This is a genomic window from uncultured Jannaschia sp. (genome assembly GCF_947503795.1).
In the GTDB taxonomy this organism is placed as follows: domain Bacteria; phylum Pseudomonadota; class Alphaproteobacteria; order Rhodobacterales; family Rhodobacteraceae; genus Jannaschia.
This window is the reverse complement of record NZ_CANNEZ010000003.1, coordinates 459,041-483,377: the sequence shown is the minus strand read 5'-3', so window position 1 is coordinate 483,377 and position 24,337 is coordinate 459,041. Positions and strand designations below refer to the sequence as shown.

Here is a 24,337-nt window from a genome sequence, read left to right as displayed (position 1 = left end):
CCCATGTCCGATGGCTTCACCGATTTCATCGACCGGGCGCAGGCGTTCTATGGAGCGCTCGCGGCAAACAACGCGCGCGACTGGTTCGAGCCGCGCAAGGCCGAGTGGAAGCGCGACATCGAGGGACCGGCGAAGCTCCTGGCCGAAATCATGGCCGAGGAGCTGTCGCGGATGACGGGCGAGCCCCATGCCGGCAAGGTCTTCCGGATCAATCGCGACGTGCGGTTCTCCAAGGACAAGTCGCCCTACAAGACCATGCTCGCGATGCTCTGGGCGCCGGGAGACACGGACGGCCCCGCACCCAGCTTCTATTTCGGGGTCGAGCCCGACCGCACCTTCGTCGGCTGCGGAACCCCCGGTTTCGACAAGGACGGCCTGACCCGCTACCGCGCGATGGTCGATCGCTGGGGCGACCGGCTTGCCGAGATCATCGACGAGAGCGGGGCCACACTGTCGAGCTTCGGGCCGGAGCCGCTCAAGCGGGTGCCGAAGCCCTACGATCCCGACCATCCCCACGGCGCGCTGCTCAAGCGCAAGTCGCTGGCGCTTGGGCGGTCGCTGCCCGACGGGTGGCGCGCGTCGGGCGACGGGCTGGTCGCGGCGCTGACCGACACGTTCGAGACGCTGATGCCGTTCCGCCGCTTCGTGACCGAGCGCCTGTGACGCGGAACGTCCGTCTCTACCCGGTCTACAAGTTCCTAAGCAGCCTGATCTTCTGGCAGGCGGCGTGGTTCCTCTACATCCAGTCCGAGCTCTCGGCAGCCGAGGCGATCCTGATGTACGCGATCTACGACGTGGCCACGACCGCGCTCGAGGTGCCGTCAGGATGGCTGTCGGACAATTGGGGCCGCCGCCGGACGCTGATCGTCGCGGCCGCCGCCGCCGTCGCCACGGCCACGATGCAGGCGCTGGGCGGCGATTTCTGGTGGTTCGCCGCGGCGCAGGTCCTGCTGGGCATCCACGCGGCCTTCGCATCGGGCACGGATTCGTCGCTGCTCTACGAAAGCCTTGCCGCCGAGGGGCGCGCGGACGAGATCGAGCGGCACGAGCTGCGCGGCTGGCGCGCATCCTTCGCGGGGCTGATGATCTCGGCGCTGGCGGGCGGCGCCATCGCCCGGTTCGATCTCGGCTGGCCCTACTGGGCGTCGGCGCTGGCCTTCGCGGCCCTTCTCGGCGTCTCGCTTGCCTTCCGCGACGCACCGCCCGCGCGGACGACGGCCGCCGCGCGCCTCTCGACGCTGCGCGTTTCGCTGACGACGCCGGTCCTCGCATGGCTCTTCGCGCTGACGGTCTGCATGTATGCCTTCAGCCACGTCCCCTTCGTCTTCGGCCAGCCCTTCATCGAGGCGGCCCTCGCCGGCACGGCCTTCGCCTCCGAAACGCCGGTCATCGTCGGGGCAATCACCGCGGCGATGATGGGCGTCTCGCTTCTCGTCTCGCTCGCCGCGCCGACGATCCGGGCGCGGATCGGCCTGACGGCGATGCTGCTGGCCGCCTTCGCGCTTCAGATTGCGCTTCCGGGGGCGCTGGCGCTGGCGACGGGGCCGCTCGCGATCCTCTTCCTGCTCAGCCGGATGATCCCCGACGCGCTCGCCCGGCCCTTCATCCTCGCCCGCATCCAGCCGCTCCTGTCGAATGATAGCCGCGCGACCTACCTGTCGCTCCAGAGCCTGCTCGGACGGCTGTTCTTCGCCGCGACGCTCTGGCTGGCCGCGACCTCAACCACGAATGTCGGCGAGATGCCCGCCTCGGATCTGCGCACGATCCTCTCGGCCTACGCCGTTGCGGGGCTCATCGCGCTGGTAACGCTCGGCCTGCTGACGCGCCGGGTCTCGATCGACTGAGGCCGGGGGTGGCCCTGCGCGTCGCCCCCTGCCAAAACCCTCCCACATCAAAGCGGAGCGCGACCCATGCCCTTCACCCTCGCCACCTGGAACATCAACTCGGTCCGCCTGCGCGAAGGGCTCGTCGCCCGCCTGATGGAGGAGGAGGCGCCCGACGTGCTCTGCCTGCAGGAGTGCAAGTCCCCCGTCGAGAAGATCCCCACCGAAGCGTTCGAGGCGCTGGGCTATCGCTGGCGCGTCGCGCGCGGGCAGAAGGGCTATAACGGCGTCGCGATCTTCTCGAAGCTCCCCATGGAGGAGGCCGGGGCCGAGGACCATGCCGACCTCGAACATGCCCGCCACATCGCCGGACGGCTGGAGAACGGGGTCACGATCCACAACTTTTACGTGCCTGCGGGCGGCGACGTCCCCGACCGCGAGGTGAACGTGAAATTCGGCCAGAAGCTCGACTACCTCGCGTCCATGCGTGACGCGTTCCATGCGGACAGGCCGGCGAAATCGATCCTTGTGGGCGATCTGAACATCGCCCCCCGCGAGGACGATGTCTGGTCCCACAAGCAACTTCTGAAAGTCGTCTCGCACACGCCCGTCGAGGTCGAGGCGCTGGCCCAGACGCAGGATGCGGGCGCCTGGGTCGACATCACCCGCAAGGACATCCCCGAGGGAAACCTCTATTCGTGGTGGTCCTACCGCGCGAAGGACTGGGATGCCGCCGACAAGGGCCGCCGTCTCGATCACGTCTGGGCCACGCCCGACATCGCCTCCGCCGCCCATTCCAGCCGCGTCCTGCGCCATGTCCGTGGCTGGGACAAGCCGTCGGACCATGCGCCCGTCCTGGCGACGTTCGACCTCTGAATCGCGCCCCGTCGGGTTGCTCCGACCCGTGGCCGCGCCTAGATCGACGCCAACCCTTTCGCATCCGGAGCCGCGACATGCTCGAATTCGGTCAGCCCGACACCGCCGCCGACGTTCCCCTGATCTCGGACGTCACCGAAGCCACCTTCATGACCGACGTGGTCGATGCCAGCCAGACGATCCCCGTCATCGTGGATTTCTGGGCACCGTGGTGCGGGCCCTGCAAGACGCTGGGGCCCCAACTCGAAGCCGCAGTGACCGCCGCCAAGGGCCGCGTCCGGATGGCAAAGGTCGATGTCGACCAGGCCCAGCAGATCGCGGCCCAGCTTCGTATCCAGTCGATTCCGACGGTCTATGCCTTTTGGAAGGGCCAGCCGGTCGACGGGTTCCAAGGTGCGGTCAGCCAGGGCGAGGTGCAGGATTTCGTCGCCCGAGTCGCCGCGATGAACGACGATGACGGCGGCTTGGGCGACGCGATCGCCGCCGCCGAGGAGATGCTCGACGAAGGCGCCGCCGTGGACGCGGCCCAGACCTTCGCCGCCATCCTGGGCGAGGAGCCCGAGAATCCGCAGGCCTATGGCGGCCTCATCCGCGCCCACGTCGCGATGGACGAGCTCGATCAGGCCGAGGCGATGGTCGCGAACGTGCCGGAGGGGATCGCCACCGCCGCCGAGGTCGAGGCCGGGCGCGCACAGATCGCGCTGGCGCGGCAAGCCGCCGACGCCGGTCCCGTGGCCGAGCTGCGCGCGGCCGTCGAGGCCGATCCCGACAATCACCAGGCGCGTTTCGACCTTGCCGCGGCCCTGCAGGCCAGCGGCGAGACCGAGGCCGCGGTGAACGAATTGCTCGAGCTGTTCCGCCGGGATCGCGAATGGAACGACGGCGCGGCGCGCGCCCAGCTCTTCACGATCTTCGACGCCGCGGGGCCCAAGGATCCGGTTGTTTTGGTCGGACGTCGCAGATTGTCGTCGATGATCTTTGCCTGACCCCCGGGGCGGGCTACCTGACCTTAATGTATCGCTTGTCGGATCTGCCCGAGACGATTCCCGTCTTCCCGTTGCCCGGCGCGTTGATGCTGCCCCGGTCGCGCCTGCCGCTCCATATCTTCGAGCCGCGCTACCTCCAGATGATCGACGACACGCTCAAAACCGAGCATCGCCTGATCGGCATGGTGCAGCCCCGCGCGCAAAAGGGCAGCGACGGCCGCGCGCTCCAGTCCATCGGCTGTGCCGGTCGCCTGACGCAAATTTCCGAGACAGAGGACCGGCGCTACATGGTCACCCTCTCGGGGGTCAGCCGCTACCGCATCACCAAGGAGATCGAGGGCTTCGCGCCCTATCTCAAGGCGGATGTCGAATGGAAGGATTTCCAGCGCGATCTCGGCCGCCCCGAGATCGACGAGAAGTTCGACCGCCCCGCCTTTCTCGACCTTCTGCGCCGCTATTTCGAGGACCAGGAGTTGTCGACCGACTGGGACAGCCTCAAGGATGCCGAGGAGGAGTTGCTGATCAACTCGCTCTCCATGCTCTGCCCCTTCGATCCCGAGGAGAAACAGGCCCTGCTGGAGGCCCCCTCGCTCGCCACGCGCCGCGAGACGGTGGTGACCCTGATGGAATTCGCGCTGGCCGGCGGCGGCGAGGAGAAGATGCAATGAGCGACCCCGATCACGACCGCCGGATGCTCGAAGCACTGGTCTGCCCGCAGACGCGCGGCCCGCTGACCTACGATGCCGACGCACAGGAACTGGTCTCGAAATCCGCAGGGCTCGCCTACCCGATCCGCGGCGGCATCCCGATTATGCTGGCCGACGAGGCGCGCAAGCTCGACTGATCGCCGCGCGGGGTCAGCCGCGAATCAGGCGCGGCAGGTCGCCCGCGATCCCGGCGGCGTTGCGAATGAACTGCCGCCGCACGCCCGGCAGACCCGAGATGACGCCCATCCCCAGATCGCGGCCCAGCCGCAGGATCGGATTGTCGTTCGAGAAGAGCGCGTTGACCGCATCCGTCGCGACCCCCATCGCCGCCGTATCGAAGCGCCGCCACCGCGCGTAGCGCGCGAGTACGTCGGGCGCGCCGGGATCCTCGCCGCGCTGCCTCGCATCCGACACGACGTGATGCAGCGCCGCGATATCCTTGATCCCGAGGTTCAGGCCCTGGCCCGCGATGGGGTGGATGCCATGGGCCGCATCGCCGACCAATGCCACCCGCGGGGCCACGAAATCCTGCGCCAGCGTCAGGTTCAGCGGATAGGTGTGCCGTGCCCCTTCGAGTGCGATCTCGCCGAGGAAATTGCCGAAGCGGGGGCGCAGAACCTCCAGATACTCGGCATCCGGCAGGGCGTTCAGCTCGGCGGCCACGTCCGACGCTTCCGTCCAGACGAGGCTCGAGCGATTGCCCGTCAATGGCAAGATCGCCAGCGGTCCCGCCGGCATGAAGAACTGGTGCGCGATGCCCTGATGCGGCTTCTCGTGGGACACGGCACAGACCAGCGCGGTCTGGCCGTAGCCCTTGGTGCTGCGGCCGATGCCCGCCCGCTCGGCCACGCCGGAGCCACGCCCGTCGCAGCCCAGAAGCAGGCGCGCCGTCAGGGAACCCGTCTCCGTCTCGACCGTCATTCCCGCCATGTCGGGGTCCTGTGCGGTCACCGTCGTCTCGAACCGCAGTTCGATCCGGTTGGACGCGTCGCAGGCCGCCAGAAGCGCGGGGCGCAGATGCCGGTCCTCGACCATCTGGCCCATGAAAGGCGTGCCGATTTCGGCGGCGTCGAAAGCGAGATGCCGGGGCGATGCGCCCTCGCCCGCACGCCCATCGCTGGCGCGAATACCCTTGATCGGCTGGGCATCGCTGGCCAGCGCGTCCCAGAGACCCAGCGCCATCAACAGCCGGACCGACCCCAGCGCCATCGCGTAGGATCGTCCGTCGAACTCCGCATCGTCGAAATCCGCCCGCGGCCGCGCGTCGAGCACGATGGACCGAAGCCCCGCATCGGCCAGCGCCAGTGCCGCAAGCGGCCCGGTCAGCCCGCCGCCGGTGATGATGACATCTGTATCCATGCCGCTCGATATGCCCTCGGCGACGGCATTGTCCAACGCCACCATGCCGCATAGCGTGACGCGGATCGACAGGGGGCGGGCATGGACGACATGAACTGGAGGAGCGGGGCCGACCTGGGCCGGGCTGTCGCGGCGGGCGAGATCGATCCGCGCGACCTGACCGAGACGTTCCTTTCTGCGATCGACGCCAGCCCGATCCGCGACGAGGTCTATGCCCGCGTCACCCCCGACCGCGCCCGTGCCGAGGCCGAGGCGGCGGCGACACGCGCGCGCCAAGGGCTGCGCCGGGGCCCGCTCGACGGCGTGCCAATCAGTTGGAAGGACCTGTTCGACAGCGCGGGCGTCGCGACCGAGGCGGGGTCCGCGCTCCTGAAGGGACGCGTGCCGCAGGACGATGCGACCGTCCTCGCCAACGCGACGGCCGGTGGCGCGATCTGCCTCGGCAAGACGCATATGTCCGAGCTGGCCTTCTCGGGCCTCGGGCTGAACCCCGTCACCGCGACCCCGCCGAACCGCCACGACGCAGCACTCGTGCCCGGCGGCTCGTCCTCCGGGGCGGCGGCGTCGGTCGCCTTCGGCCTGGCGCCCATCGCGATCGGGTCCGACACAGGCGGATCGGTGCGCAACCCGGCGGCGTGGAACGACCTCGTCGGCCTGAAGACGACGCTGGGCCGCGTGCCCGTGCGGGGATGCGTCCCGCTGGTCGAAACGATGGATACGATCGGCCCGCTTTGCCGAACCGTCGAGGACGCGGCGCTGGCGCTGGCACTTCTCGAAGGCGGGCGGCCCGCGGATCTGACGGGCGCGACGCTGAGGGGTGCGCGGCTTCTCGTCCTCGCCGATTACGCCGAGAGCAGCCGCGATGCCCCCCGTGCCGCCTTCGGCCACGCCGTCGAGCGGTTCGAGGAGGCGGGGGCGAACATCACCCGCGCCGAGCTGGCTCCGGTCAAGGCGGCGATGGACCTGACCCCGATGCTCTTCTCGCCCGAGGCCTATGCCATCTGGCGCGACACGATCGAAGCAGACCCGCACCTGATGTTCGACCGCATCCTCGAGCGGTTCCGGACCGGGCGCGGCGTCGAGGCGGCGGATGTTCTGGCCGCGCATCGCGCCCGGCAGGCCGCACAGGACGCCTACCTTGCCGAGACGGCAGGCTACGACGCGGTGATCCTGCCCACGGCCGCGATCCTGCCGCCCGACCGTCAGCGGCTCATCGACGACGAGACCTATTACGTCACCGAGAACCTGCTGGCGCTTCGGAACACGCGGGTCGGCAACGTGCTGGGGCTCTGCGGGCTGACCCTGCCGACGGGCGTGCCGATGTGCGGCGTCATGGCCCTGGCCCCGCCGATGCAGGAGGAGCGGCTGCTGCGGCTCGGGGCCGCGATGGACGCCGCCCTGACCTGAAAGCCACACCCCCTTGGGCCGCCTGCCCTTTTCGTTGGACCGTCCGGGCGCGCTCGCGCTATCGTGGCGCGGATCGGGGCCGTTAGAGCACCCGGCACGAGGCATACAGGCGATGACTTACCCGCAGCGGTTCTCCGGACTGCCCGAATACGCGTTTCCGCGCCTGCGGCGGCTTCTGGGCGACCTGGAGCCGGGCGATTCGCCGATCCAGATGACCATCGGCGACCCGCGTCACGCCCCCCCGGCCTTCGTCGCCGAGGAGGTCGCGCGCCACGCGGACGCGTTCATGTCCTACCCCCCGAACGACGGCGCACCCGAGCTTCTGTCGGCGATTTCCGGCTGGCTCGACCGCCGCTACGGCTGGGCCGCCGATCCCGAGACCGACATCCTCGCGCTGAACGGCACGCGCGAGGGGCTCTACAACGCCGCGATGGCGCTCTGCCCCGAGACGAAGAACGGCGCGCGGCCCGTCATCCTGACGCCGAACCCGTTCTATCAGGTCTATGCCGTCGCCGCGCTCGCGGTCGAGGCGGACCCGGTCTATATCGACGCGACCGCCGCGACCGGGCACCTGCCCGATTTCGCGGCACTCGATCCCGCGACGCTGGACCGGACGGCCATCGCCTATATTTGCTCGCCCGCGAACCCGCAGGGGGCGACCGCGTCGATGGCGTGGTGGTCGGACCTGCTGGCGCTGGCCGAGCGGCACGATTTCCTCGTCTTCGCGGACGAGTGCTATTCCGAGATCTACACCAGCGCGCCGCCGACCGGCATTCTCGACGCCGTGCGTGCGACCGGCACGGACCCGAACCGCGTTGTCGCGTTCCACTCGCTGTCCAAGCGGTCGAACCTCGCGGGGATGCGCTCGGGCTTCGCCGTCTCTGGGGCCGAGAACATCGCCCGGATGAAGCAGCTTCGGAACTATGCCGGCGCGCCCCTGCCCGTGCCACTTCAGATGGCCGCCGCTCGGGCCTGGGGCGACGAGGCGCATGTCGAGGCGAACCGCCGCCTCTACGCGGCCAAGTTCGATGCCGCGCGGGATATCCTCGGCAATGCCGCCGAGATCCCCGAGGCCGGGTTCTTCCTGTGGCTGCCGGTGCCCAAGACGATCGGTGACGGCGTGGCCGCGACGATCAAGCTGTGGACCGAGACCGGGGTGAAGGTCCTGCCGGGCGCGTATCTCGCGCGCGAGACGGACGGCACCAATCCCGGCGACCCCTATATCCGCGCGGCGCTGGTGGCGCCGCTGGACGAGACCGTGACCGGGCTGACCCGCCTGGCTGCATGCCTCTACGACAAAAGGAGCTGAAAACATGGCGTATCAAGTCAGACAGCGCGATCCCCTGCTGGACAGTAACATGCAGATCAGCCTCGCCCGGCGGGGCCGCGAAGGCCTCGGCGCCCTGATGGTGCTGGCCGGGTTGCTGGTCGCCGTGATGCTCCTCACCTATCACCCGGACGATCCCAGCTGGCTGGCCTCGACCGATGACGCGCCGCGGAACTGGCTGGGCGTGTTCGGTGCCTCGCTGGCCGCGCCGCTGATGCTGATCCTCGGGATGGGCGCGCTGGGCCTCGCGGCCGGGCTCGTCATCTGGGGCCTGCGCTTCGCGCTTCATTGGGGATCCGAGCGGGCCTTGCCGCGCGCGCTTTTCGTGGCAGGCTGGGTGCTGGTGCTCTCGCTTTTTTGTGCCACGCTGGTCCCGGGCCCGACCTGGTCGCACGCCTTCGGACTGGGTGGTCTCTTCGGGGACACGCTGCTGGGCGCGCTCCTCCAGGTGCTGCCGATTACGGCCAGCGCGGGGCTGAAGGTGCTTTCGCTCCTGATCGCGGCAGGTGTGGCCGCGTCGGGGGCGTGGGTGCTCGGGTTCACCCGCGACGATCTGCGCCGGGGCGGCCTCCTGTTTCTCGCCGGTCTCGGCAACGCACTCTATCTCGCGCGACTTCTGACGGGTCGGGCGGCGGTTGGCGCCGCCGGGGCCACCGCGCGCTCGGCTCAGGCGATCCGCGCACGCCGCGCCGCCCGCTCCGACGCCGTGGAAGACGAGCCGATCGAGGAGATCTGGGACGACGAAGACGCCCCCGCGCCGCGCCGCTCGCTGATGTCCTGGCTGCCGCGCATGGCGGCCGCGCCGGCCCCGGACGACGACACAGGGGACGACCTGATCGACGACGAGGCCGGGCCCGACGACGACCGGGTCCGCGCCCGTATCGCGAGCGCGGTGCGCACCCGCGTTCGCCGCGCCACCATCTCGCAGGCACTGCAAAGCCCCGTCGGGGCGCCCCCGGCCACCGCCCCGCGCGCCGAACCGGTCCTGACCGCGAGCCGTGGCACGACGCAGGAGGTGCCCGCAGCCCCGGCCCCGGCCGAGCCCGACTATTTCACCGCCGCCGCGCCCGCGCCGCAGGCCCCCGCCCCGGCGGTCAAGACGCTGAACCGCAAGGTCGTGCAGCCGCCCGCGAAGCCCGCCAAGCCATCGACCCAGGCGCAGGCCGAGGCCCAGCCCGCGCTGCAGTTCGAGGACAAGGCCACCGCCTACGAGATGCCGCCGCTTGGCCTTCTGGCCGATCCGTCGACGGTCGAGCGGCACGTCCTCTCGGACGAGGCGCTGGAAGAAAATGCGCGCATGCTCGAGGCCGTGCTCGACGATTACGGCGTCAAGGGCGAGATCGTCAGTGTCCGCCCGGGCCCCGTCGTCACCATGTACGAGCTTGAGCCCGCGCCCGGTCTCAAGGCCAGCCGCGTGATCGGGCTGGCCGACGACATCGCGCGCTCGATGTCGGCCCTGTCGGCGCGTGTCTCGACCGTGCCCGGCCGCAGCGTGATCGGGATCGAACTGCCGAACGAGCGGCGCGAGAAGGTCGTCCTGCGCGAGATCCTGTCGGCCCGTGACTTCGGCGACGGCAACCAGGCCCTGCCGCTCGCGCTGGGCAAAGATATCGGCGGCGCACCGATCGTCGCGAACCTCGCCAAGATGCCCCACCTCCTGATCGCGGGCACCACGGGGTCGGGCAAGTCGGTGGCGATCAACACGATGATCCTGTCGCTGCTCTACAAGCTGACGCCGGAAGAATGCCGGATGATCATGATCGACCCGAAGATGCTGGAACTCAGCGTCTATGACGGCATCCCGCATCTCCTGTCCCCCGTCGTCACCGACCCGAAGAAGGCCGTCGTGGCCCTGAAGTGGACGGTGGGCGAGATGGAGGAGCGCTATCGCAAGATGTCGAAGATGGGCGTCCGCAACATCGACGGCTACAACGGCCGCGTGAAGGACGCGCTCGATCGGGGCGAGATGTTCTCGCGCACCGTCCAGACCGGTTTCGACGACGAGACGGGCGATCCGATCTTCGAGACCGAGGAGACGGTGCCCGAGAAGATGCCCTACATCGTCGTCATCGTCGACGAGATGGCCGATCTGATGATGGTCGCGGGCAAGGAGATCGAGGCCTGCATCCAGCGTCTGGCCCAGATGGCCCGCGCCTCGGGCATCCATCTCGTGATGGCGACGCAGCGGCCCTCGGTCGACGTCATCACCGGCACGATCAAGGCGAACTTCCCGACCCGGATCAGCTTCCACGTCACCTCGAAGATCGACAGCCGCACGATCCTGGGCGAGATGGGCGCCGAGCAGCTTCTGGGCATGGGCGACATGCTCTACATGGCCGGCGGCTCCAAGATCACGCGCGTCCACGGGCCCTTCTGCTCGGACGAGGAGGTCGAGGAGATCGTCAACCACCTCAAGTCCTTCGGGCCGCCCGACTACGCGGCCTCGGTTCTGGACGGCCCCGACACCGACAACGCGTCCGATATCGATGCGGTGCTGGGCCTCACGGGCGGCAACACGGGCGGCGAGGACGCGCTCTACGACGAGGCCATCGAGATCGTCGCCAACGACCGCAAATGCTCGACCAGCTACATCCAGCGCAAGCTGGGCATCGGCTACAACAAGGCCGCGCGCCTGGTGGAGCAGATGGAGGAGAACGGCGTCGTCACGGCGGCCAACCATGTGGGCAAACGCGACATCCTCCTGCCCGACCCGAACGGCTGAGGCGCGGCGGTCGAACTGGCCAGCGCCGGTTCGCCACCCATATCCTCCGGGAACCGCCACCGCCCGGAGACCGCGATGCGAACCCTAGCCCTGCGCCTGATCGCCCTCGGCGTATTCGCGGCAATCCTCTGGGCGGTGCAGACCGTCAACTGGCTGACCGGCTACGGGCTGAACCGGGCGTTCGGCCTGATCCCGCGCCATGCCGCGGGGCTGGACGGCATCGTGGGGATGCCGTTCCTCCATGCAAGCTTCGCGCATCTGACGTCGAACACGCCGCCGCTTCTGGTGATGGGCGCGCTGCTGGCGGCGACGGCGACGCGCGCGCTCATCGCGGTGAACGCGATCATCCTCGGCGCTGGCGGCCTCCTCGTGTGGATCTTCGGCAGCACGGCGATCCATATCGGCGCGTCGGGACTGGTCTTCGGGTGGTTCGGCTTTCTCGTGGCCCGCGGCTTCGTCGATCGCTCGCCCGTGACGCTGGGCGCTGCGCTGACGGTCGGCCTGCTCTACGGGGCGATGATCTGGGGCGTCCTTCCGGGACGCGAGGGCGTCTCGTGGGAGGCGCATCTCTTCGGGGCGCTGGCCGGGGCAGCCGCCGCGTTCTTCCTGCGGACCCATGTGCACGCGCCCCGCCTTCGCGACGTCGATCGCTGGTGAGCGCCGCGCGGCGCAACGCCTGACGCGAGGACGTCATCGCATAGCGCGGGACTTGGGCGCAGGTCGGACCTACATAGCGTTCGACAACAACCGGAGCCGTGACATGCGTATCCCCGCCCTCGTCCTCGCCGCCCTCGTTTTCGCCCTGCCCGCACAGGCGCAGATATCGGTCGGCGAGATCAGCAACTACCTCAACGGCTTCCGCACGGCGAAGGCCGAGTTCACGCAGGTGAACTCGGACGGCACCATCTCGACCGGCGACCTGTCGATCCGGAGACCGGGCCGCGCGCGCTTCGATTACGATGCGCCCAACAAGGGCCTCGTGATCGCGGGCGGCGGTCAGGTCGCGGTCTTCGATCCTGTCTCCAACACACCGCCCGAGCAGTATCCGCTGTCGCAGACGCCCCTGAACCTGATCCTGCGCGACAACGTCAATCTGGGCGGCTCGGGCATGGTCGTGCGTCATGGCGGCGACGGCACGCAGACGGCGATCACGCTGCAGGACCCGGCGAACCCGCAATACGGCAACATCCAGCTGGTGTTCACGCCGAACCCGACGACGCTGCGCCAATGGGTCATCACCGATGACGGCGGATCGCAGACGACGGTGATCCTGGGCGACATGCAGACGGGCGTGGGCCTCGGCGGCGGTCTTTTCAACATCCCGCAGGAGCTGCGCGCGCGGGGCCTCAGCGAGTAACGCCACCCGGAATCATCGCCTTGATCGCCGCGACATGGCCCGGCTCGCCCACGGCCATGTCGCGCGCGGCACGCACCGGGTCGGGGACGATCCGGTCGATCAGGCCGAAGCTCAGCGCCTCGGAGGCATCCAGCCGCGCCCCGGCGGCCAGCAAAAGCTTGGCGCGCGCCGGACCGATCAGCGCGGCAAGGCGCGCAGGATCCGAGGGCTGCGGCAGGAAGCCCAGCTTGGCCACCGGGTAGAAGAACGCCGCGTGCGGCACGGCCACGCGGATGTCGCAGGCGAGCGCCATTCCGAAGGCTCCACCCGCCAGCGTGCCGTTCAACGCCGCGACCGACAGGCCGGGATGCGCCGCGAGCGCGCCCGACAGCCGCTCCCAGAGCGGCGAGGTCGCAAGCCCGGCTTTCGCCGCTTCGAGGTCGGCCCCGGCGCTGAACGCCCGGTCCCCGGCGCCCGTCACGACGAGCAGCCGCGCCTCCGCCGCCCCCGCGACCCCGTCGATCAGAGCCTCGAGCATTTCAGGCGTTAGCGAATTCGCCTTGTCGGGGCGGTCGAGCGTCAGGGTGACGATCCCGTCCGCCGCGTCGCGCCGGATCACGCGAGGCCGATCCGGGCGCGCAGATCCTCGTCGCGCAGGCTGAGTTCGGTGCCCTTATGGACATCCGCATCGGGGCCGCACATCCAGATCAGCGCGCGGGCCACCCATTCGGGCGGGATATGGTCCGACCAGTCGAGCTGCGCCACGGGGCCGATGCCCGACGCCTTGATCTCGCGCTGCATCTGCGTGGCCACCGTGCCGGGCGACAGACCCATGATCCGCAGGCTGTCGCCGTGTTCGGCATGGGCCGCCTCGGTCAGCATCTTCGCCCCGGCCTTCGAGGTGCAGTATTGCGACCAGCCCGCCAGCGCGCGATGCGCCGCCCCCGACGAGATGGTGATCGCCGTCCCGCCCACCGGCATCACCGGCAACGCCGCGCGCAGCACGTGGTAGACCCCCTTGAGGTTGACGTCGATCGCGGCGCCCCAGGCCTCGGGATCGCTCTCGGCCAAGGGTCCGATCGGCTCGATCATGCCCGCGTTGGCGATCACGACATCGAGCGACCCGAAGGTCGAGCGGGCGGCGTCGACCGCGGTCGCCACCTCGTGCCAGCGGGCCACGTCGCAGGGCACGGCCAGCGCGCGCGCGCCGATCTCTCCCGCTAGATCGGCGATGGGATCGGTGCTCCGGGCGCAGAGCACGACATTCGCGCCGGCTTCGGCGAAGGCACGGGCCGCGGCCGCGCCGATGCCGCGCGAGGCGCCGGTGATCAGGACGGTGCGATCTGTCAGGACTGGGCTCATTTCGACCTCCGGTTGACCCCGGCTCCGGGGTCGGAAATGCTCTGGCTCGTATTCCAACAGGAAGGTTTCCCCATGTCGAGACATGCCGCCGCCGGCGCCGCCGCACTCCTCCTGACCACGGCCCCTGCCGCTTGGGCAGATCTGAGCGCCGAAGCGGTCTGGGCCGATTGGCAGGCGCTCTACGAGCGCTTCGGCGGCCAGCTGACCGCCACCAGCGAAAGCTACGAAGGCGGCGTGCTGACGCTCGAGGGCGTACAGCTCGGCAGCGACCTCGCCGGGGCCGAGATGACCAGCAGCGGCGTCGGCCCGATCCGCCTGATCGAGCAATCCGACGGCAGCCTGACGGTCGAGATCCCGGAGCGCATCCCCTTCGAGACGACGACGACCGTCGACGACGAGACCATCACCCAGAGCGGCGAGATGACCTTCACCGGTACGGACCTCGTGATCCGCGAGGCGGGCGCGGGCCGGACCTACGACATGACGGCCGATGCCTTCGCCTATGTCTTCGACGTCCCCGAGACCGAGAACCAGGAGGAAACGGCCGTCTCGATGACCATGCGCGACATCGCTTCGACCTACACCTCGGGCCAGGGCGGTTCAGCGACATCGTTCGTTCAGGACCTGACGGCCTCGGCCATGGCGGTGATCGTCGGTGTCGAGGGCGAGGACGCGATGGACGTGACCTACGAGATGACCGGCATCACCTCATCCTTTGCAGGCGATTACGGCGAGGGTACGGTCGAGCCGGGCGCCTCGCTTTCGGATCTCGGCCTGACCTATGGCGGCGCCATTAAGCATACGGGCAGCACGCTGTCGGTCGCGGGCACCGGCAGCTCGGGCCCGCTCCAGATCGACGGGACATCGGAAGCGGGCAGCATCGACATCGACCTGACCACCGAAAAGCTGGGCTACACGGTCGCCTCGACCGGCGGGCAGTTGACCGCGCAGGTGCCGCAATTTCCGCTGCCGATCGCGATCTCGATGGACGAACTCCGCTCCGGCTTCGCGATGCCCATCGGTGCGGGCCCGGAGGAGCGGCCCTTCGGCCTCGATATCGCGATGATGAACCTCGTGGTGGACGACGCGCTCTGGTCGCTTTTCGATCCGACGGGACAATTGCCGCGCGAGCCTGCGACCCTGATCGTCGATGTCGACGGAAGCGCGGTGATGACGGCCGACATCTTCGGCGACCCCGAGGCCATGGCGGCACTCGGCGGCCCTCCGGGCGAGCTGAAATCGGCCACCATCGACGAGATCCGGCTGACGGTCGCGGGCGCCGAGCTGCGCGCCGATGGTGCCGTGACCTTCCCGACACCCGACCCCAGCCAGCCGGTCGGCACGGTGAACCTCGCGCTCGACGGCGGCAACGCCCTGCTCGACGCGCTGGTGGCCCTCGGTTTCGTGCCCGCCCAGAACGCGGGCTTCATCCGGGGCATGGCGGGGGCTGTGGCGCGGCCCGTGGGCGACGACCAGCTCGAATCCACCATCGAGTTCACGCCCGGCGGCGGCATTTCGGCCAACGGCATGCCGCTTCGCTGACCCGCGAGATCCGGCCCCCCGCCTTGTGGGGGGCCGTCCGCCGGACTACCTCGCAGGGACCGACGCCCCGATGCGAGTGACCCGATGACCGACCTCTCCGACCTGACCCGCGACCTTCTGCACGCGGCCCGCGCCGCCGGGGCCGAGGCCGCGGACGCGCTGGCCGTCGACGGGACGTCCGTGTCCATCGACGTTCTGAAGGGCAAACTCGAACATGCCGAACGCTCCGAGGGCGTCGAGATCGGGTTGCGCGTCCTGCTCGGGCGGCGGCAGGCCTGCGTCTCGGCCAGCGACACGCGCCCGGAAACGATGGCCCGCATGGCCGAGCGTGCCGTTGCCATGGCCCGCGAGGCGCCCGAGGATCCCAATTGCGGGCTAGCCGATCCCGATCAGCTGGCGCGGGACTGGGACGTCGCCGCGCTGGATCTCGTCGATCCGGCCGAGCCGCTGTCGCCCGCCGAGTTGCAGGACATGGCCGCGCGGGCCGAGGCCGCCGCGCTGGCCGTCGACGGCATCTCGCAGGTTTCGGCGGCGGGCGCGGGCGTCGGCGACCGCCGCATCCATCTCGCCGCGACCAACGGGTTCGAGGGCGGATACCGCCGCACCGCGACCTCGCTCTCCTGCGTGGCGATCACCGGCGAAGGCACCGGGATGGAGCGGGATTACTATGGCGACAGTCGCATTCACTGTGCCGATCTGGACGACCCCGAGACCGTGGGCCGCATTGCCGCCGAACGCACCGTGGCACGCAAAGGCGCCATCAAGCCGCCGACCGGCGCGGTGCCGGTCGTCTATGACGAACGGGTCGCGGGCGGCCTGATCGGCCACCTTCTGGGCGCGATCAACGGCTCCAGCATCGCGCGAGGCGCCAGCTTCCTGCGCGACGCGATGGGCGAGCCGGTGCTGCCGAACGGGCTGTCGCTGACCGAGGATCCGTCGATGCCCCGCATCTCGGGCTCGCGCCCCTTCGACGGCGAGGGCCTGCCAGTCGGACGCCGCGACCTGGTGCGGGACGGCGTGCTGCAGGGCTGGGTTCTGGACCTCGCGACGGGGCGCAAGCTGGGACTGGGCTCGACCGGCAACGCGTCGCGCGGCACATCGGCGCCGCCCGCGCCCTCTTCGGGCAATGTGGTCCTGACGCCGGGCAACCGCACGCGCGACGACCTCTTGGCCGAGATGGGCACCGGCCTTCTGATCACCTCGATGATCGGCTCCTCGATCAATCCGACCACGGGCGACTATTCGCGCGGGGCGTCGGGCTTCTGGGTCGAGAACGGCGAGATCGTCCGCCCGGTCAATGAATGCACCGTCGCGGGCAATCTGCGCGACATGCTGCGCCGCATCGTCCCGGCGAACGACGCGCGGGGCTGGGTCGGACGGCAGGTGCCGTCGCTGCTGGTCGAGGGGCTGACGATTGCCGGCGAGTGACCGCGCCGCCCCCGACGATGCCGCGCTTCTGGAAGAGGCCGCCCGTGCCGCGGGCGCGATCGCACGTCGTCATTTCGGAACCGGCCCCGAATGCTGGGACAAGGGCGAAGGCCAAGGTCCGGTGACCGAGGCCGATCTCGAGATCGACGCGATGCTCCGCGACATGCTGACAGCGGCGCGGCCCGACTATGGCTGGCTGTCCGAGGAAAGCCCCGACGGCCCCGAGCGGTTGGAGCGGCGGCGCGTGTTCGTCGTCGACCCGATCGACGGCACCCGTGCCTTCATCGCGGGCGAGACAAGCTTCAGCCACGCGCTTGCCGTGGTCGAGGACGGGGTGCCGCATGCTGCCGCGATCCACCTGCCCCTGAAGGACCGAATGTATGTCGCGGCACGCGGTCACGGCGCGACCCGCAACGGGTGCACCATAGCGCCCTCGGGGCGGGACGGCTGGGACGGCGCGCGGGTGCTGGGGGCCAAGGCCAACTTCCACCCCGACCGCTGGCGCGCGGGCCGGCCGCCGGTCAAGGCGGGCTTCGTGCCCTCGCTGGCCTACCGCCTGGCACTGGTGGCCGAAGGGCGGTTCGACGCGATGCTGACCCTTCGGCCCAGTTGGGAGTGGGACATCGCGTCGGGCGCCCTCATCGTGGCCGAGGCGGGCGGCACCGTCCACGACCGGCGCGGTGCCGCGCTGCGCTTCAACAATGCGCACCCGCAGGTCGACGGCGTCGTCGCCGGGACGCCCTCGGTTCAGGCCGCGATGATCGCCGGACTGGCGTGATGCCGGTTCACCCCCGCCCGCGCCTGCGCTAGGGACATCGCATCACGTCCAACAGGAGGCCCGTCATGGTCCAGCGCCTGCACCTCGTCTTCGGCGGCGAGCTGATCAATCCCGGCTCGACCCAGTTCGCCGATGTCGAGAAGATCGACATCGTCGGAATGTACCCCGATTACGCGTCCGCCTACGACGCCTGGAAGGGCGCCGCCCACCGGACCGTCGATAATGCACATGCGCGCTATTTCATCGCGCATATCCACCGCCTGCGCGACGAGGAGACGGCCGCCTCGCCCACCGAGGAGCTGGGCTGAGACCATGCTTCCGCGCTCCGTCGCGCTGTCGGCGTATCTGGCCTGGTCGAACCGCGCGACGGGCTTCGGCGAGCGGATGCTCAAGCGCCGCCTTGCCGCGGGCAAGGAGAGCGCCGAGCGGCTGGAGGAGCGGCGCGGCATCCCGTCGAAGGCCCGGCCCGACGGCCAGCTGATGTGGATCCACGCCGCCAGCGTCGGCGAGAGCGTGTCCGTCCTCGAGATGATCCGCCGCATGGGCGAGGAGCAGCCGGACCTGTCGTTCCTCGTGACGACCGGCACCGTGACCAGCGCGGGCGTGCTGGCGGATCGCCTGCCGCCGCGCACGGTCCACCAGTTCGTCCCGCTCGACGTTCGCCCCTGGGTGCGCCGTTTCCTCGACCACTGGGCCCCGACCGTGGTGGTCCTGGCCGAGGGCGAGATCTGGCCCGCCCTGATCTACGAGGCGCATCTCCGCCGCATCCCGATCACGTTGATCAACGCCCGGATGACGGCGGCGGCGCACGGACGCTGGCGCTATCTCAAGGGGGCGGCGCGGGCGTTGATGCACCGCATCGACCATGTTCAGGCGCAGGAGACCGAGACCGCGCGGCGGCTGACCGATCTGGGCCTGCCGATCGAGCGGCTGGAGGTGACCGGCACCCTGAAGGAGGGGTCCGCCGCCCTGCCCCATGACGAGGCCGAGCGGGTGCGGCTGGCCGGGCTGCTGGCCGGGCGCCCGGTCTGGCTGGCCGCGTCCACCCACCCCGGCGAGGACGAGATGGCGGCGTTGGCGCATTCGGTCGCGCGTCGCTCGTGGCACAAGCTGATGCTGGTCGTCGCCCCTCGTCATCCCGAGCGGGGCGACGGGGTCGCGGCGATCTTCCGCGATGGCGGCTGGAAGGTCGCGCAGCGCTCGAAGGACGAGGACATCACCCCCGACACCGAGGTCTACGTCGCCGATACGATGGGTGAGATGGGTCTCTGGTATCGCCTCTGCCCCGTCTCCTTCGTCGGCGGTTCCATGGTCGAGATCGGAGGGCATAATCCGTTCGAGCCCGCCGCTCTCGGCAGCGCGATCGTCCACGGCCCCCATATCCACAACTTCGCGGATATCTACGGTCGCCTGACCGAGGCATCAGCGACCCGCGCCGTGGGAGATGGCGACGCGCTCGGCCCTGCCATCGCGCGCACGCTGGAGCCCGACGAGGCGGCGCGTCTGGCCCATGCCGCATGGGAGGTCTGTTCGGCCGGTGCCGACGTGACCGAGCGGGCGATGGACCTGCTCTTCGCCATTCTCGACGGCGCCGCCTGATGCGGGCGCCCGGCTTCTGGTCGCGTCCGCCGGGCGTGGCTGCGACGCTTCTGGCCCCGCTGGGCGCGCTCTATGCCGCCGCGACGGCGCGCCGGGTCGCGCGGACCGGCGCCCCGGTCGGCGTGCCGGTGATCTGCGTCGGCAACCTGACGGCGGGCGGGGCGGGCAAGACACCGACCGTCATCGCCCTGGCCGAGCGGCTGGTGGCGCGGGGCGTCGCGGTCGGAATCGTGTCGCGCGGCTATGGCGGGTCGCTGAAGGGCCCTGTGCGTGTCGATCCCATGCGCCACGAGGCGGGCGAGGTCGGGGACGAACCGCTCCTGATGGCGGCCTTCGCGCCGGTTTGGGTCGCCCGCGACCGGGCGGAGGGCGCGCGCGCTGCCGTCGCGGGCGGGGCCGCGGTCGTCCTTCTGGACGACGGGTTCCAGAACCCGTCGGTGGCGAAGGATCTGTCCATCGTCGTGGTCGATACGGGCGCGGGCTTCGGCAATGGCCGCATCCTGCCGGCCGGGCCCCTGCGGGAGCCGGTGGCGACGGGCCTTGCGCGGGCGGATCTGACGCTTTCGATCGGATCGCCGGACCAGCAGGCGGCGCTGGTCCTGCCCGAGCCGCCGCCGCGCCTGCGCGGACGGCTGGAGCCGCTCGGCACGGGCATGGACTGGACCGGGCTACCGGTCTTCGCCTTCGCGGGCATCGGGCGGCCCGAGAAATTCTTTGACACGCTGCGCGAGCTGGGTGCCGACATTCGCGGGACCGAGGCGCTGGGCGATCACCAGCCGCTGACCCCAGCGCTTCTGCGCCGCTTGGGCGACCGGGCGGCGCGGCTTTCGGCCCAGCCCGTCACCACCGAGAAGGATGCCGTCCGACTGCCGCCGAGCTTGCGAGGCCGGGTCATGACGATCCCGGTGCGCCTCCGGCTGGAAGACTGGAGCGACCTCGACGCCAGGCTCGCGACGCTGGGCCTCTAGTCGCCCCGCGGTGCGGTCAGCTCGCGTCGTCGATCAACTGGCCCAGTTGCGCAAGGCTCAGGTTGCCCGAATGCATCTCGCCATCGATCAGGAAAGACGGGGTCGAGCGGACGCCGTCGCGCTCAGCATTGGTCTGGTACCAGGCGACAAGGCTCTCGGCCATCTCGGCATCCTGCAGGCAGGCATCCACGGCGGCCGCATCCAGCCCCGCCTGCGCGCCCACGCGCTTGAGCGCGGCGGCCACGGCGGCGGGATCACCCGCGCGCGCCCATTCGTTCTGCGTGCGGTAGAGGATGTCGGAGACGCCGAAATAGCGGTCCGCGCCCGCGCAGCGCGCGACCATCGCCGCCCAAAGGCCGTAGCGGTCGAAGAACACCTCCCGATAGGTGAAATGCGCCCGGCCGGTATCGATGTAGTCGCGCTTGAACGCCTTGAACGTGTCCTCGTGGAAGGCGGCACAATGCGGGCAGGTGTAGCTGGCATATTCGACCACCTTCACCGGTGCGTTTGCATCGCCTAGCGTGATGTCCTCGATCTCGATCGCGCCCTGCGCGCGCGCGCTCAGATCGAAGGCCGCCGGACCCTCCGGCCGGGTCAGGAAGAGCGAGGCGCCCCCCGCGGCGGTGCCGACGGCGAGAAGGGACAGGGCGGTGCGTCGTTGCATCATCGGGGGTCTCCGGAACGTTGTGCGCGATCAGGCGCTTGGTCTCGATATGATATTGGTCGCGAGCCGTTCAAGCGATGTCCGCAGACCGTCATCGGATACGCCCGCGGTCGTGGCGCGCGCCTTCTCGACCGTCTTGGGGGATGGCGCGGGTCGCGCGGCGGGGGCGGGGGCGAAGGCGGCCTGCCCCTCGGCGAATCCCGTGGGCGCGGTCTGCGTCAGGACGATGCGGCTGATGGCGGCGTAGCCGTAGCAGGCGTTCACCCTCTCGCGGAGCGCCGGAAGCCGCATGTCCAGCATCGGGGCCTGCGCGCCGGTGGTCAGCAGCGTCAGCACCGCGCCGAAGCCCTGCCGCGGGAACGCGACCTTGACCGGGCGGCTGACGGCGGCGATCTCGGGGCCCGCGATCTCGGCCCAATGGGTCAGGAGCCGCGTCTCCGAGAAGCCGCGACGCTCGCCCATCTTGCGGATGTCGCGCTCCACCAGCGTCGAGACGCGGCGGGCGCCCTTGCGATACACGGCCATGGGTGTCTCCTGTCGGCTGGCATCCTACATGGGTTGCGGGGACGGGGAACAGGGGGGACGGTCACCAATGCGTGAGAGATCGACGGCGCTGCTCGCATGGTACGACCGCCATGCCCGCGACCTGCCGTGGCGGGTGCCGCCCGGCTCGGACGCGCGTCCCGACCCCTATCGCATCTGGCTGTCCGAAGTGATGCTCCAGCAGACGACCGTCGCCGCGGTGAAGGCCTATTTCGCGACATTCACGCGGACCTGGCCCGGCGTCGATGACCTCGCCGCCGCCGAGGATGCCGAGGTGATGGCCGCATGGGCGGGCCTCGGCTACTATGCGCGGGCGCGCAACCTTCTGGCCTGTGCGCGTATGGTGTCGCGCGACCTCGGCGGCGTGTTTCCCGATACCGAGGCCGAACTTCTGCGCCTGCCGGGCATCGGCCCCTATACCGCCGCCGCCATCGCCGCGATCGCCTTCCAGCGGCGCGCCGTGGTGGTCGATGGCAACGTGGAACGCGTGATGACCCGGCTCGAGGCGATCGAGACGCCGCTTCCCGCCGCCAAGCCCCTGATCCGCGAGGTCGCGGAGGCCATGACCCCAGAGGCGCGGCCCGGCGACCACGCACAGGCCGTGATGGACCTCGGGGCCACGATCTGCACGCCCAAGTCGCCCGCCTGCATCCTCTGCCCCCTGTCCGAGGGATGCGCGGGTCGCCAATTGGGGATCGCAGCAACCCTGCCCCGGAAGCTGCCGAAGAAGGCCCGACCCGAACGGCGTGGCCTCGTGTACGTCGCCCGGCGCGGAGCTGACTGGCTGACCGAGATCCGGCCGCCGAAGGGCCTGCTGGGCGGGACGCGCGGCTTTCCGACCTCGGACTGGTCCGAAGCGCCCGCTCCCGCGCCGCCCTTCGCCGCCGACTGGGTTCGGGCGGGCGAGGTGGCGCATGGCTTCACCCATTTCACGCTGACGCTGGACGTGATGACGACCGATATGGCGGGCAATCCCGATCGCGGCAGCTTCGGCCCGCTCGATCCCGGCGATCTGCCGACGCTGTTCCGGAAGGTCCACGATTCGGTGACGTAGCGTTTCGCCGCACCCGCTTGGCGGGACCGGCCCCGATGCGGTATTATCGCTGAAAATCGGGACAGTCATGACCATCACCACGCTTGCCGACGATCGCGTCCGCGCGCCGCTGCGCGCCCTCCCGTTCTGGGTGTCGCTGACGCTCGTGCCGATGGTGTGGTTCGCCGCGATCCAGGGCGGGTGGTGGGTGGCTCTGGTGCCGTTCTATTCCTGGGGCATGTACTCGCTGCTCGATGCGCTCGCCGGGCTGGAAGAAGGCAATGCCGACCCCGAGATGGAGCGTTCGGGCCTCGGGTGGTACCGGGCGATCACGCTGATATGGGCCCCGGTCCAGTTCGCGACGCTGTTCGGCCTGATCTGGTACGCGACCCGCGCCGACCATCTGGGCGCGTGGGAGCTGTGGGGCCTGTTCTTTGGCATGGGGGTCCTCTCGGGGACCGTCGGCATCAACTACAGCCACGAACTGATGCACCAGAAGCCGCGTCTCGACCGCTGGCTCGGCGACATCCTCCTGGCGATGGTGCTGTATTCGCATTTCCGCTCGGAACACCTCCTTGTGCATCATCGCTATGTCGCCACGCCGCGCGACCCGGTGACGGCGCGCTATAACGAAGGCTTCCACCGCTTCTTCCCGCGTGTCTTGCGGCAGTCTCTCGCCTCGGCCTGGAACGCCGAAGCGGCGATGCTGGCCCGGAAGGGCGTGTCCCGCTGGCACCGCTCGAATCCGTTCTGGCGCTACTGGGCCCTGCAGGGCGCAATGCTGCTCCTCGCGCTGATCCTCGGGGGGTGGGTCGGGCTGGTCCTCTTCCTCGTGCAGGCGGCCTCGGCGATCTGGCAGCTCGAACTCGTCAATTACATCGAGCATTACGGCCTGACCCGCCGGCACCTCGGCGACGGCAAGTACGAGCCGGTCCGCCCGCACCATTCGTGGAACTCGGCCCAGAAGGCGTCGAACTGGCTGTTGATCAATCTCCAGCGCCATTCGGACCATCACTACAAGCCCGACCGGCCCTTCCCGCTCCTGCAGACCTATGCGCCGGACGACGCGCCGCAACTGCCGGCGGGCTATCCGGTGATGACCTTTGCGGCGATGATCCCGCCGCTCTGGCGCCGGATGATGAACCCGAAGGTCCGCGCGTGGCGGGCGCGGTTCTACCCCGATATCGAGGATTGGTCCGCCTACAAGACGGCGTCGAACCCGCTGCCGCGCTAGGGGCGCGGGCTTCGGGCTTCCTGTCGGACCAGACGCCAGAGATAGATGCCGACGGCCGCACCCAGCACGATCCAGCTTGCCGGCTCCATCCAGGCTGCGATGCGATCGTATTGCGACTGGAGCACGTAGCCCAGCAGCGCGAGGCCGCCGATCCACACAAGACTGCCCAAGGTAGACCAGACGAGGAAGGGCAGCATCGGCATACGCGCGACCCCGGCCGGGACCGAGATCAGCGTCCGCAGGCCGGGCATCATCCGGCCGAGAAACACGGCCCAAGGACCATGGCGTCGAAACCACAGGGCGGCCGCATCCACGTCGTGGGCGGAGATTGTGAGCCAGCGCCCGTGGCGGTCGGCGAAAGCCCTGAGCCGCGCCTCGCCGATCCGGAGGCCAACCCAGTACCAGAAGGTCGCGCCCGCGACCGAGCCTGCGGTCGCCACGAGGATCACCGGGACAAGCGACAGCGTGCCCTCGGCGGCGAGGAACCCGGCCAGCGGGACGACCACCTCGGACGGGATGGGCGGGAAGACATTCTCGAGCGCCATGAGGAAGGCGAGGCCGGGATAGCCCGCAGCGGCCATGACGGAGAGGATCCATTCAAACATCGGCACGCCTTGGTGGGTCGGAGGGGGCGCTGCCCCCG

General features: G+C 69.9%; 25 protein-coding genes. 19 read left to right on the top strand and 6 right to left on the bottom strand.

What is annotated here, in order from left to right; all coding sequences use genetic code 11:
* Window positions 1–3: 3 nt before the first annotated feature.
* The 6 genes from Q0833_RS17780 (at window position 4) to Q0833_RS17755 (ending at window position 4,529) form a co-directional block, all read left to right on the top strand.
* Window positions 4–663: a DUF2461 domain-containing protein gene (locus Q0833_RS17780; protein ID WP_298438297.1), complete on the top strand. Its 660-nt coding sequence runs from the start codon at window positions 4–6 to the stop codon at window positions 661–663.
* Window positions 660–1,844, top strand: a complete 1,185-nt coding sequence (locus Q0833_RS17775) for an MFS transporter (protein ID WP_298438295.1) — start codon at window positions 660–662, stop codon at window positions 1,842–1,844. Before Q0833_RS17780 ends, Q0833_RS17775 begins: the two co-directional genes overlap by 4 nt.
* Before the next feature lie 66 nt (window positions 1,845–1,910).
* A complete protein-coding gene (locus tag Q0833_RS17770; protein ID WP_298438293.1) occupies window positions 1,911–2,699 on the top strand; it encodes an exodeoxyribonuclease III in 789 nt (262 codons plus the stop codon).
* Window positions 2,700–2,776: 77 nt separating this feature from the next.
* A complete protein-coding gene (locus Q0833_RS17765; RefSeq protein WP_298438291.1) occupies window positions 2,777–3,685 on the top strand; it encodes a co-chaperone YbbN in 909 nt (302 codons plus the stop codon).
* Between the two features lie 26 nt (window positions 3,686–3,711).
* Complete coding sequence (locus tag Q0833_RS17760; protein WP_298438288.1) at window positions 3,712–4,353, top strand: LON peptidase substrate-binding domain-containing protein; 642 nt, start codon at window positions 3,712–3,714, stop codon at window positions 4,351–4,353.
* Complete coding sequence (locus Q0833_RS17755) at window positions 4,350–4,529, top strand: Trm112 family protein (RefSeq protein ID WP_298438285.1); 180 nt, start codon at window positions 4,350–4,352, stop codon at window positions 4,527–4,529. The genes Q0833_RS17760 and Q0833_RS17755 overlap by 4 nt, the downstream gene beginning before the upstream one ends.
* Window positions 4,530–4,542: 13 nt before the next feature.
* On the opposite strand, the gene Q0833_RS17750 is transcribed toward Q0833_RS17755, so the two are convergent.
* On the bottom strand, window positions 4,543–5,751 hold the full coding sequence (locus Q0833_RS17750) for an FAD-dependent monooxygenase (RefSeq protein ID WP_298438282.1): 1,209 nt from the start codon (window positions 5,749–5,751) through the stop codon (window positions 4,543–4,545).
* An 81-nt stretch (window positions 5,752–5,832) separates the two neighbouring features.
* Here Q0833_RS17750 and Q0833_RS17745 point away from each other — a divergent pair, with 81 nt between their 5' ends.
* The 5 genes from Q0833_RS17745 (at window position 5,833) to Q0833_RS17725 (ending at window position 12,564) form a co-directional block, all read left to right on the top strand.
* Complete coding sequence (locus tag Q0833_RS17745; protein ID WP_298438278.1) at window positions 5,833–7,158, top strand: amidase; 1,326 nt, start codon at window positions 5,833–5,835, stop codon at window positions 7,156–7,158.
* A 112-nt stretch (window positions 7,159–7,270) separates the two neighbouring features.
* On the top strand, window positions 7,271–8,467 hold the full coding sequence (locus Q0833_RS17740; RefSeq protein WP_298438275.1) for an aminotransferase class I/II-fold pyridoxal phosphate-dependent enzyme: 1,197 nt from the start codon (window positions 7,271–7,273) through the stop codon (window positions 8,465–8,467).
* Between the two features lie 4 nt (window positions 8,468–8,471).
* Entirely contained in the window at window positions 8,472–11,207 is a 2,736-nt protein-coding gene (locus Q0833_RS17735; protein ID WP_298438271.1) for a DNA translocase FtsK, read from the top strand.
* Between the two features lie 75 nt (window positions 11,208–11,282).
* Window positions 11,283–11,864, top strand: coding sequence for a rhomboid family intramembrane serine protease (locus Q0833_RS17730; protein ID WP_298438268.1), 582 nt, complete (start codon window positions 11,283–11,285; stop codon window positions 11,862–11,864).
* Window positions 11,865–11,967: 103 nt separating this feature from the next.
* Complete coding sequence (locus Q0833_RS17725; RefSeq protein WP_298438265.1) at window positions 11,968–12,564, top strand: outer membrane lipoprotein carrier protein LolA; 597 nt, start codon at window positions 11,968–11,970, stop codon at window positions 12,562–12,564.
* Here the strand turns inward: Q0833_RS17725 and Q0833_RS17720 are convergent.
* Both Q0833_RS17720 and Q0833_RS17715 read right to left on the bottom strand, forming a co-directional pair.
* Window positions 12,554–13,162: an enoyl-CoA hydratase/isomerase family protein gene (locus Q0833_RS17720; RefSeq protein WP_298438262.1), complete on the bottom strand. Its 609-nt coding sequence runs from the start codon at window positions 13,160–13,162 to the stop codon at window positions 12,554–12,556. The genes Q0833_RS17725 and Q0833_RS17720 overlap by 11 nt on opposite strands.
* Complete coding sequence (locus Q0833_RS17715; protein WP_298438259.1) at window positions 13,159–13,905, bottom strand: SDR family oxidoreductase; 747 nt, start codon at window positions 13,903–13,905, stop codon at window positions 13,159–13,161. The genes Q0833_RS17720 and Q0833_RS17715 overlap by 4 nt, the downstream gene beginning before the upstream one ends.
* Window positions 13,906–13,977: 72 nt before the next feature.
* Here Q0833_RS17715 and Q0833_RS17710 point away from each other — a divergent pair, with 72 nt between their 5' ends.
* The 6 genes from Q0833_RS17710 to lpxK all read left to right on the top strand — a co-directional run bounded on the left by Q0833_RS17710 (window position 13,978) and on the right by lpxK (window position 20,220).
* The gene (locus tag Q0833_RS17710; protein WP_298438256.1) at window positions 13,978–15,447 is read left to right on the top strand and encodes a DUF2125 domain-containing protein; all 1,470 of its coding nucleotides are present in this window, start codon (window positions 13,978–13,980) and stop codon (window positions 15,445–15,447) included.
* Window positions 15,448–15,531: 84 nt separating this feature from the next.
* Complete coding sequence (locus tag Q0833_RS17705) at window positions 15,532–16,875, top strand: TldD/PmbA family protein (RefSeq protein ID WP_298438251.1); 1,344 nt, start codon at window positions 15,532–15,534, stop codon at window positions 16,873–16,875.
* Window positions 16,862–17,653, top strand: a complete 792-nt coding sequence (locus Q0833_RS17700; RefSeq protein WP_298438248.1) for a 3'(2'),5'-bisphosphate nucleotidase CysQ — start codon at window positions 16,862–16,864, stop codon at window positions 17,651–17,653. The genes Q0833_RS17705 and Q0833_RS17700 overlap by 14 nt, the downstream gene beginning before the upstream one ends.
* Before the next feature lie 65 nt (window positions 17,654–17,718).
* Complete coding sequence (locus Q0833_RS17695) at window positions 17,719–17,961, top strand: DUF4170 domain-containing protein (protein WP_298438245.1); 243 nt, start codon at window positions 17,719–17,721, stop codon at window positions 17,959–17,961.
* A 4-nt stretch (window positions 17,962–17,965) separates the two neighbouring features.
* Window positions 17,966–19,252 (top strand): 3-deoxy-D-manno-octulosonic acid transferase, encoded by a 1,287-nt coding sequence (locus Q0833_RS17690; RefSeq protein WP_298438242.1) that lies wholly within the window; start codon window positions 17,966–17,968, stop codon window positions 19,250–19,252.
* The gene (gene lpxK / locus Q0833_RS17685; protein ID WP_298438239.1) at window positions 19,252–20,220 is read left to right on the top strand and encodes a tetraacyldisaccharide 4'-kinase; all 969 of its coding nucleotides are present in this window, start codon (window positions 19,252–19,254) and stop codon (window positions 20,218–20,220) included. Before Q0833_RS17690 ends, lpxK begins: the two co-directional genes overlap by 1 nt.
* 16 nt (window positions 20,221–20,236) lie before the next feature.
* On the opposite strand, the gene Q0833_RS17680 is transcribed toward lpxK, so the two are convergent.
* A complete protein-coding gene (locus Q0833_RS17680) occupies window positions 20,237–20,887 on the bottom strand; it encodes a DsbA family protein (protein ID WP_298438236.1) in 651 nt (216 codons plus the stop codon).
* A 27-nt stretch (window positions 20,888–20,914) separates the two neighbouring features.
* On the bottom strand, window positions 20,915–21,409 hold the full coding sequence (locus Q0833_RS17675; RefSeq protein WP_298438233.1) for a DUF721 domain-containing protein: 495 nt from the start codon (window positions 21,407–21,409) through the stop codon (window positions 20,915–20,917).
* A 67-nt stretch (window positions 21,410–21,476) separates the two neighbouring features.
* Here Q0833_RS17675 and Q0833_RS17670 point away from each other — a divergent pair, with 67 nt between their 5' ends.
* Both Q0833_RS17670 and Q0833_RS17665 read left to right on the top strand, forming a co-directional pair.
* A complete protein-coding gene (locus tag Q0833_RS17670) occupies window positions 21,477–22,481 on the top strand; it encodes an A/G-specific adenine glycosylase (RefSeq protein ID WP_298438230.1) in 1,005 nt (334 codons plus the stop codon).
* A 67-nt stretch (window positions 22,482–22,548) separates the two neighbouring features.
* Window positions 22,549–23,694, top strand: coding sequence for an alkane 1-monooxygenase (locus tag Q0833_RS17665; protein ID WP_298438227.1), 1,146 nt, complete (start codon window positions 22,549–22,551; stop codon window positions 23,692–23,694).
* Here Q0833_RS17665 and Q0833_RS17660 read toward each other — a convergent pair.
* Complete coding sequence (locus Q0833_RS17660; protein WP_298438224.1) at window positions 23,691–24,299, bottom strand: DedA family protein; 609 nt, start codon at window positions 24,297–24,299, stop codon at window positions 23,691–23,693. The genes Q0833_RS17665 and Q0833_RS17660 overlap by 4 nt on opposite strands.
* Window positions 24,300–24,337: the final 38 nt, after the last annotated feature.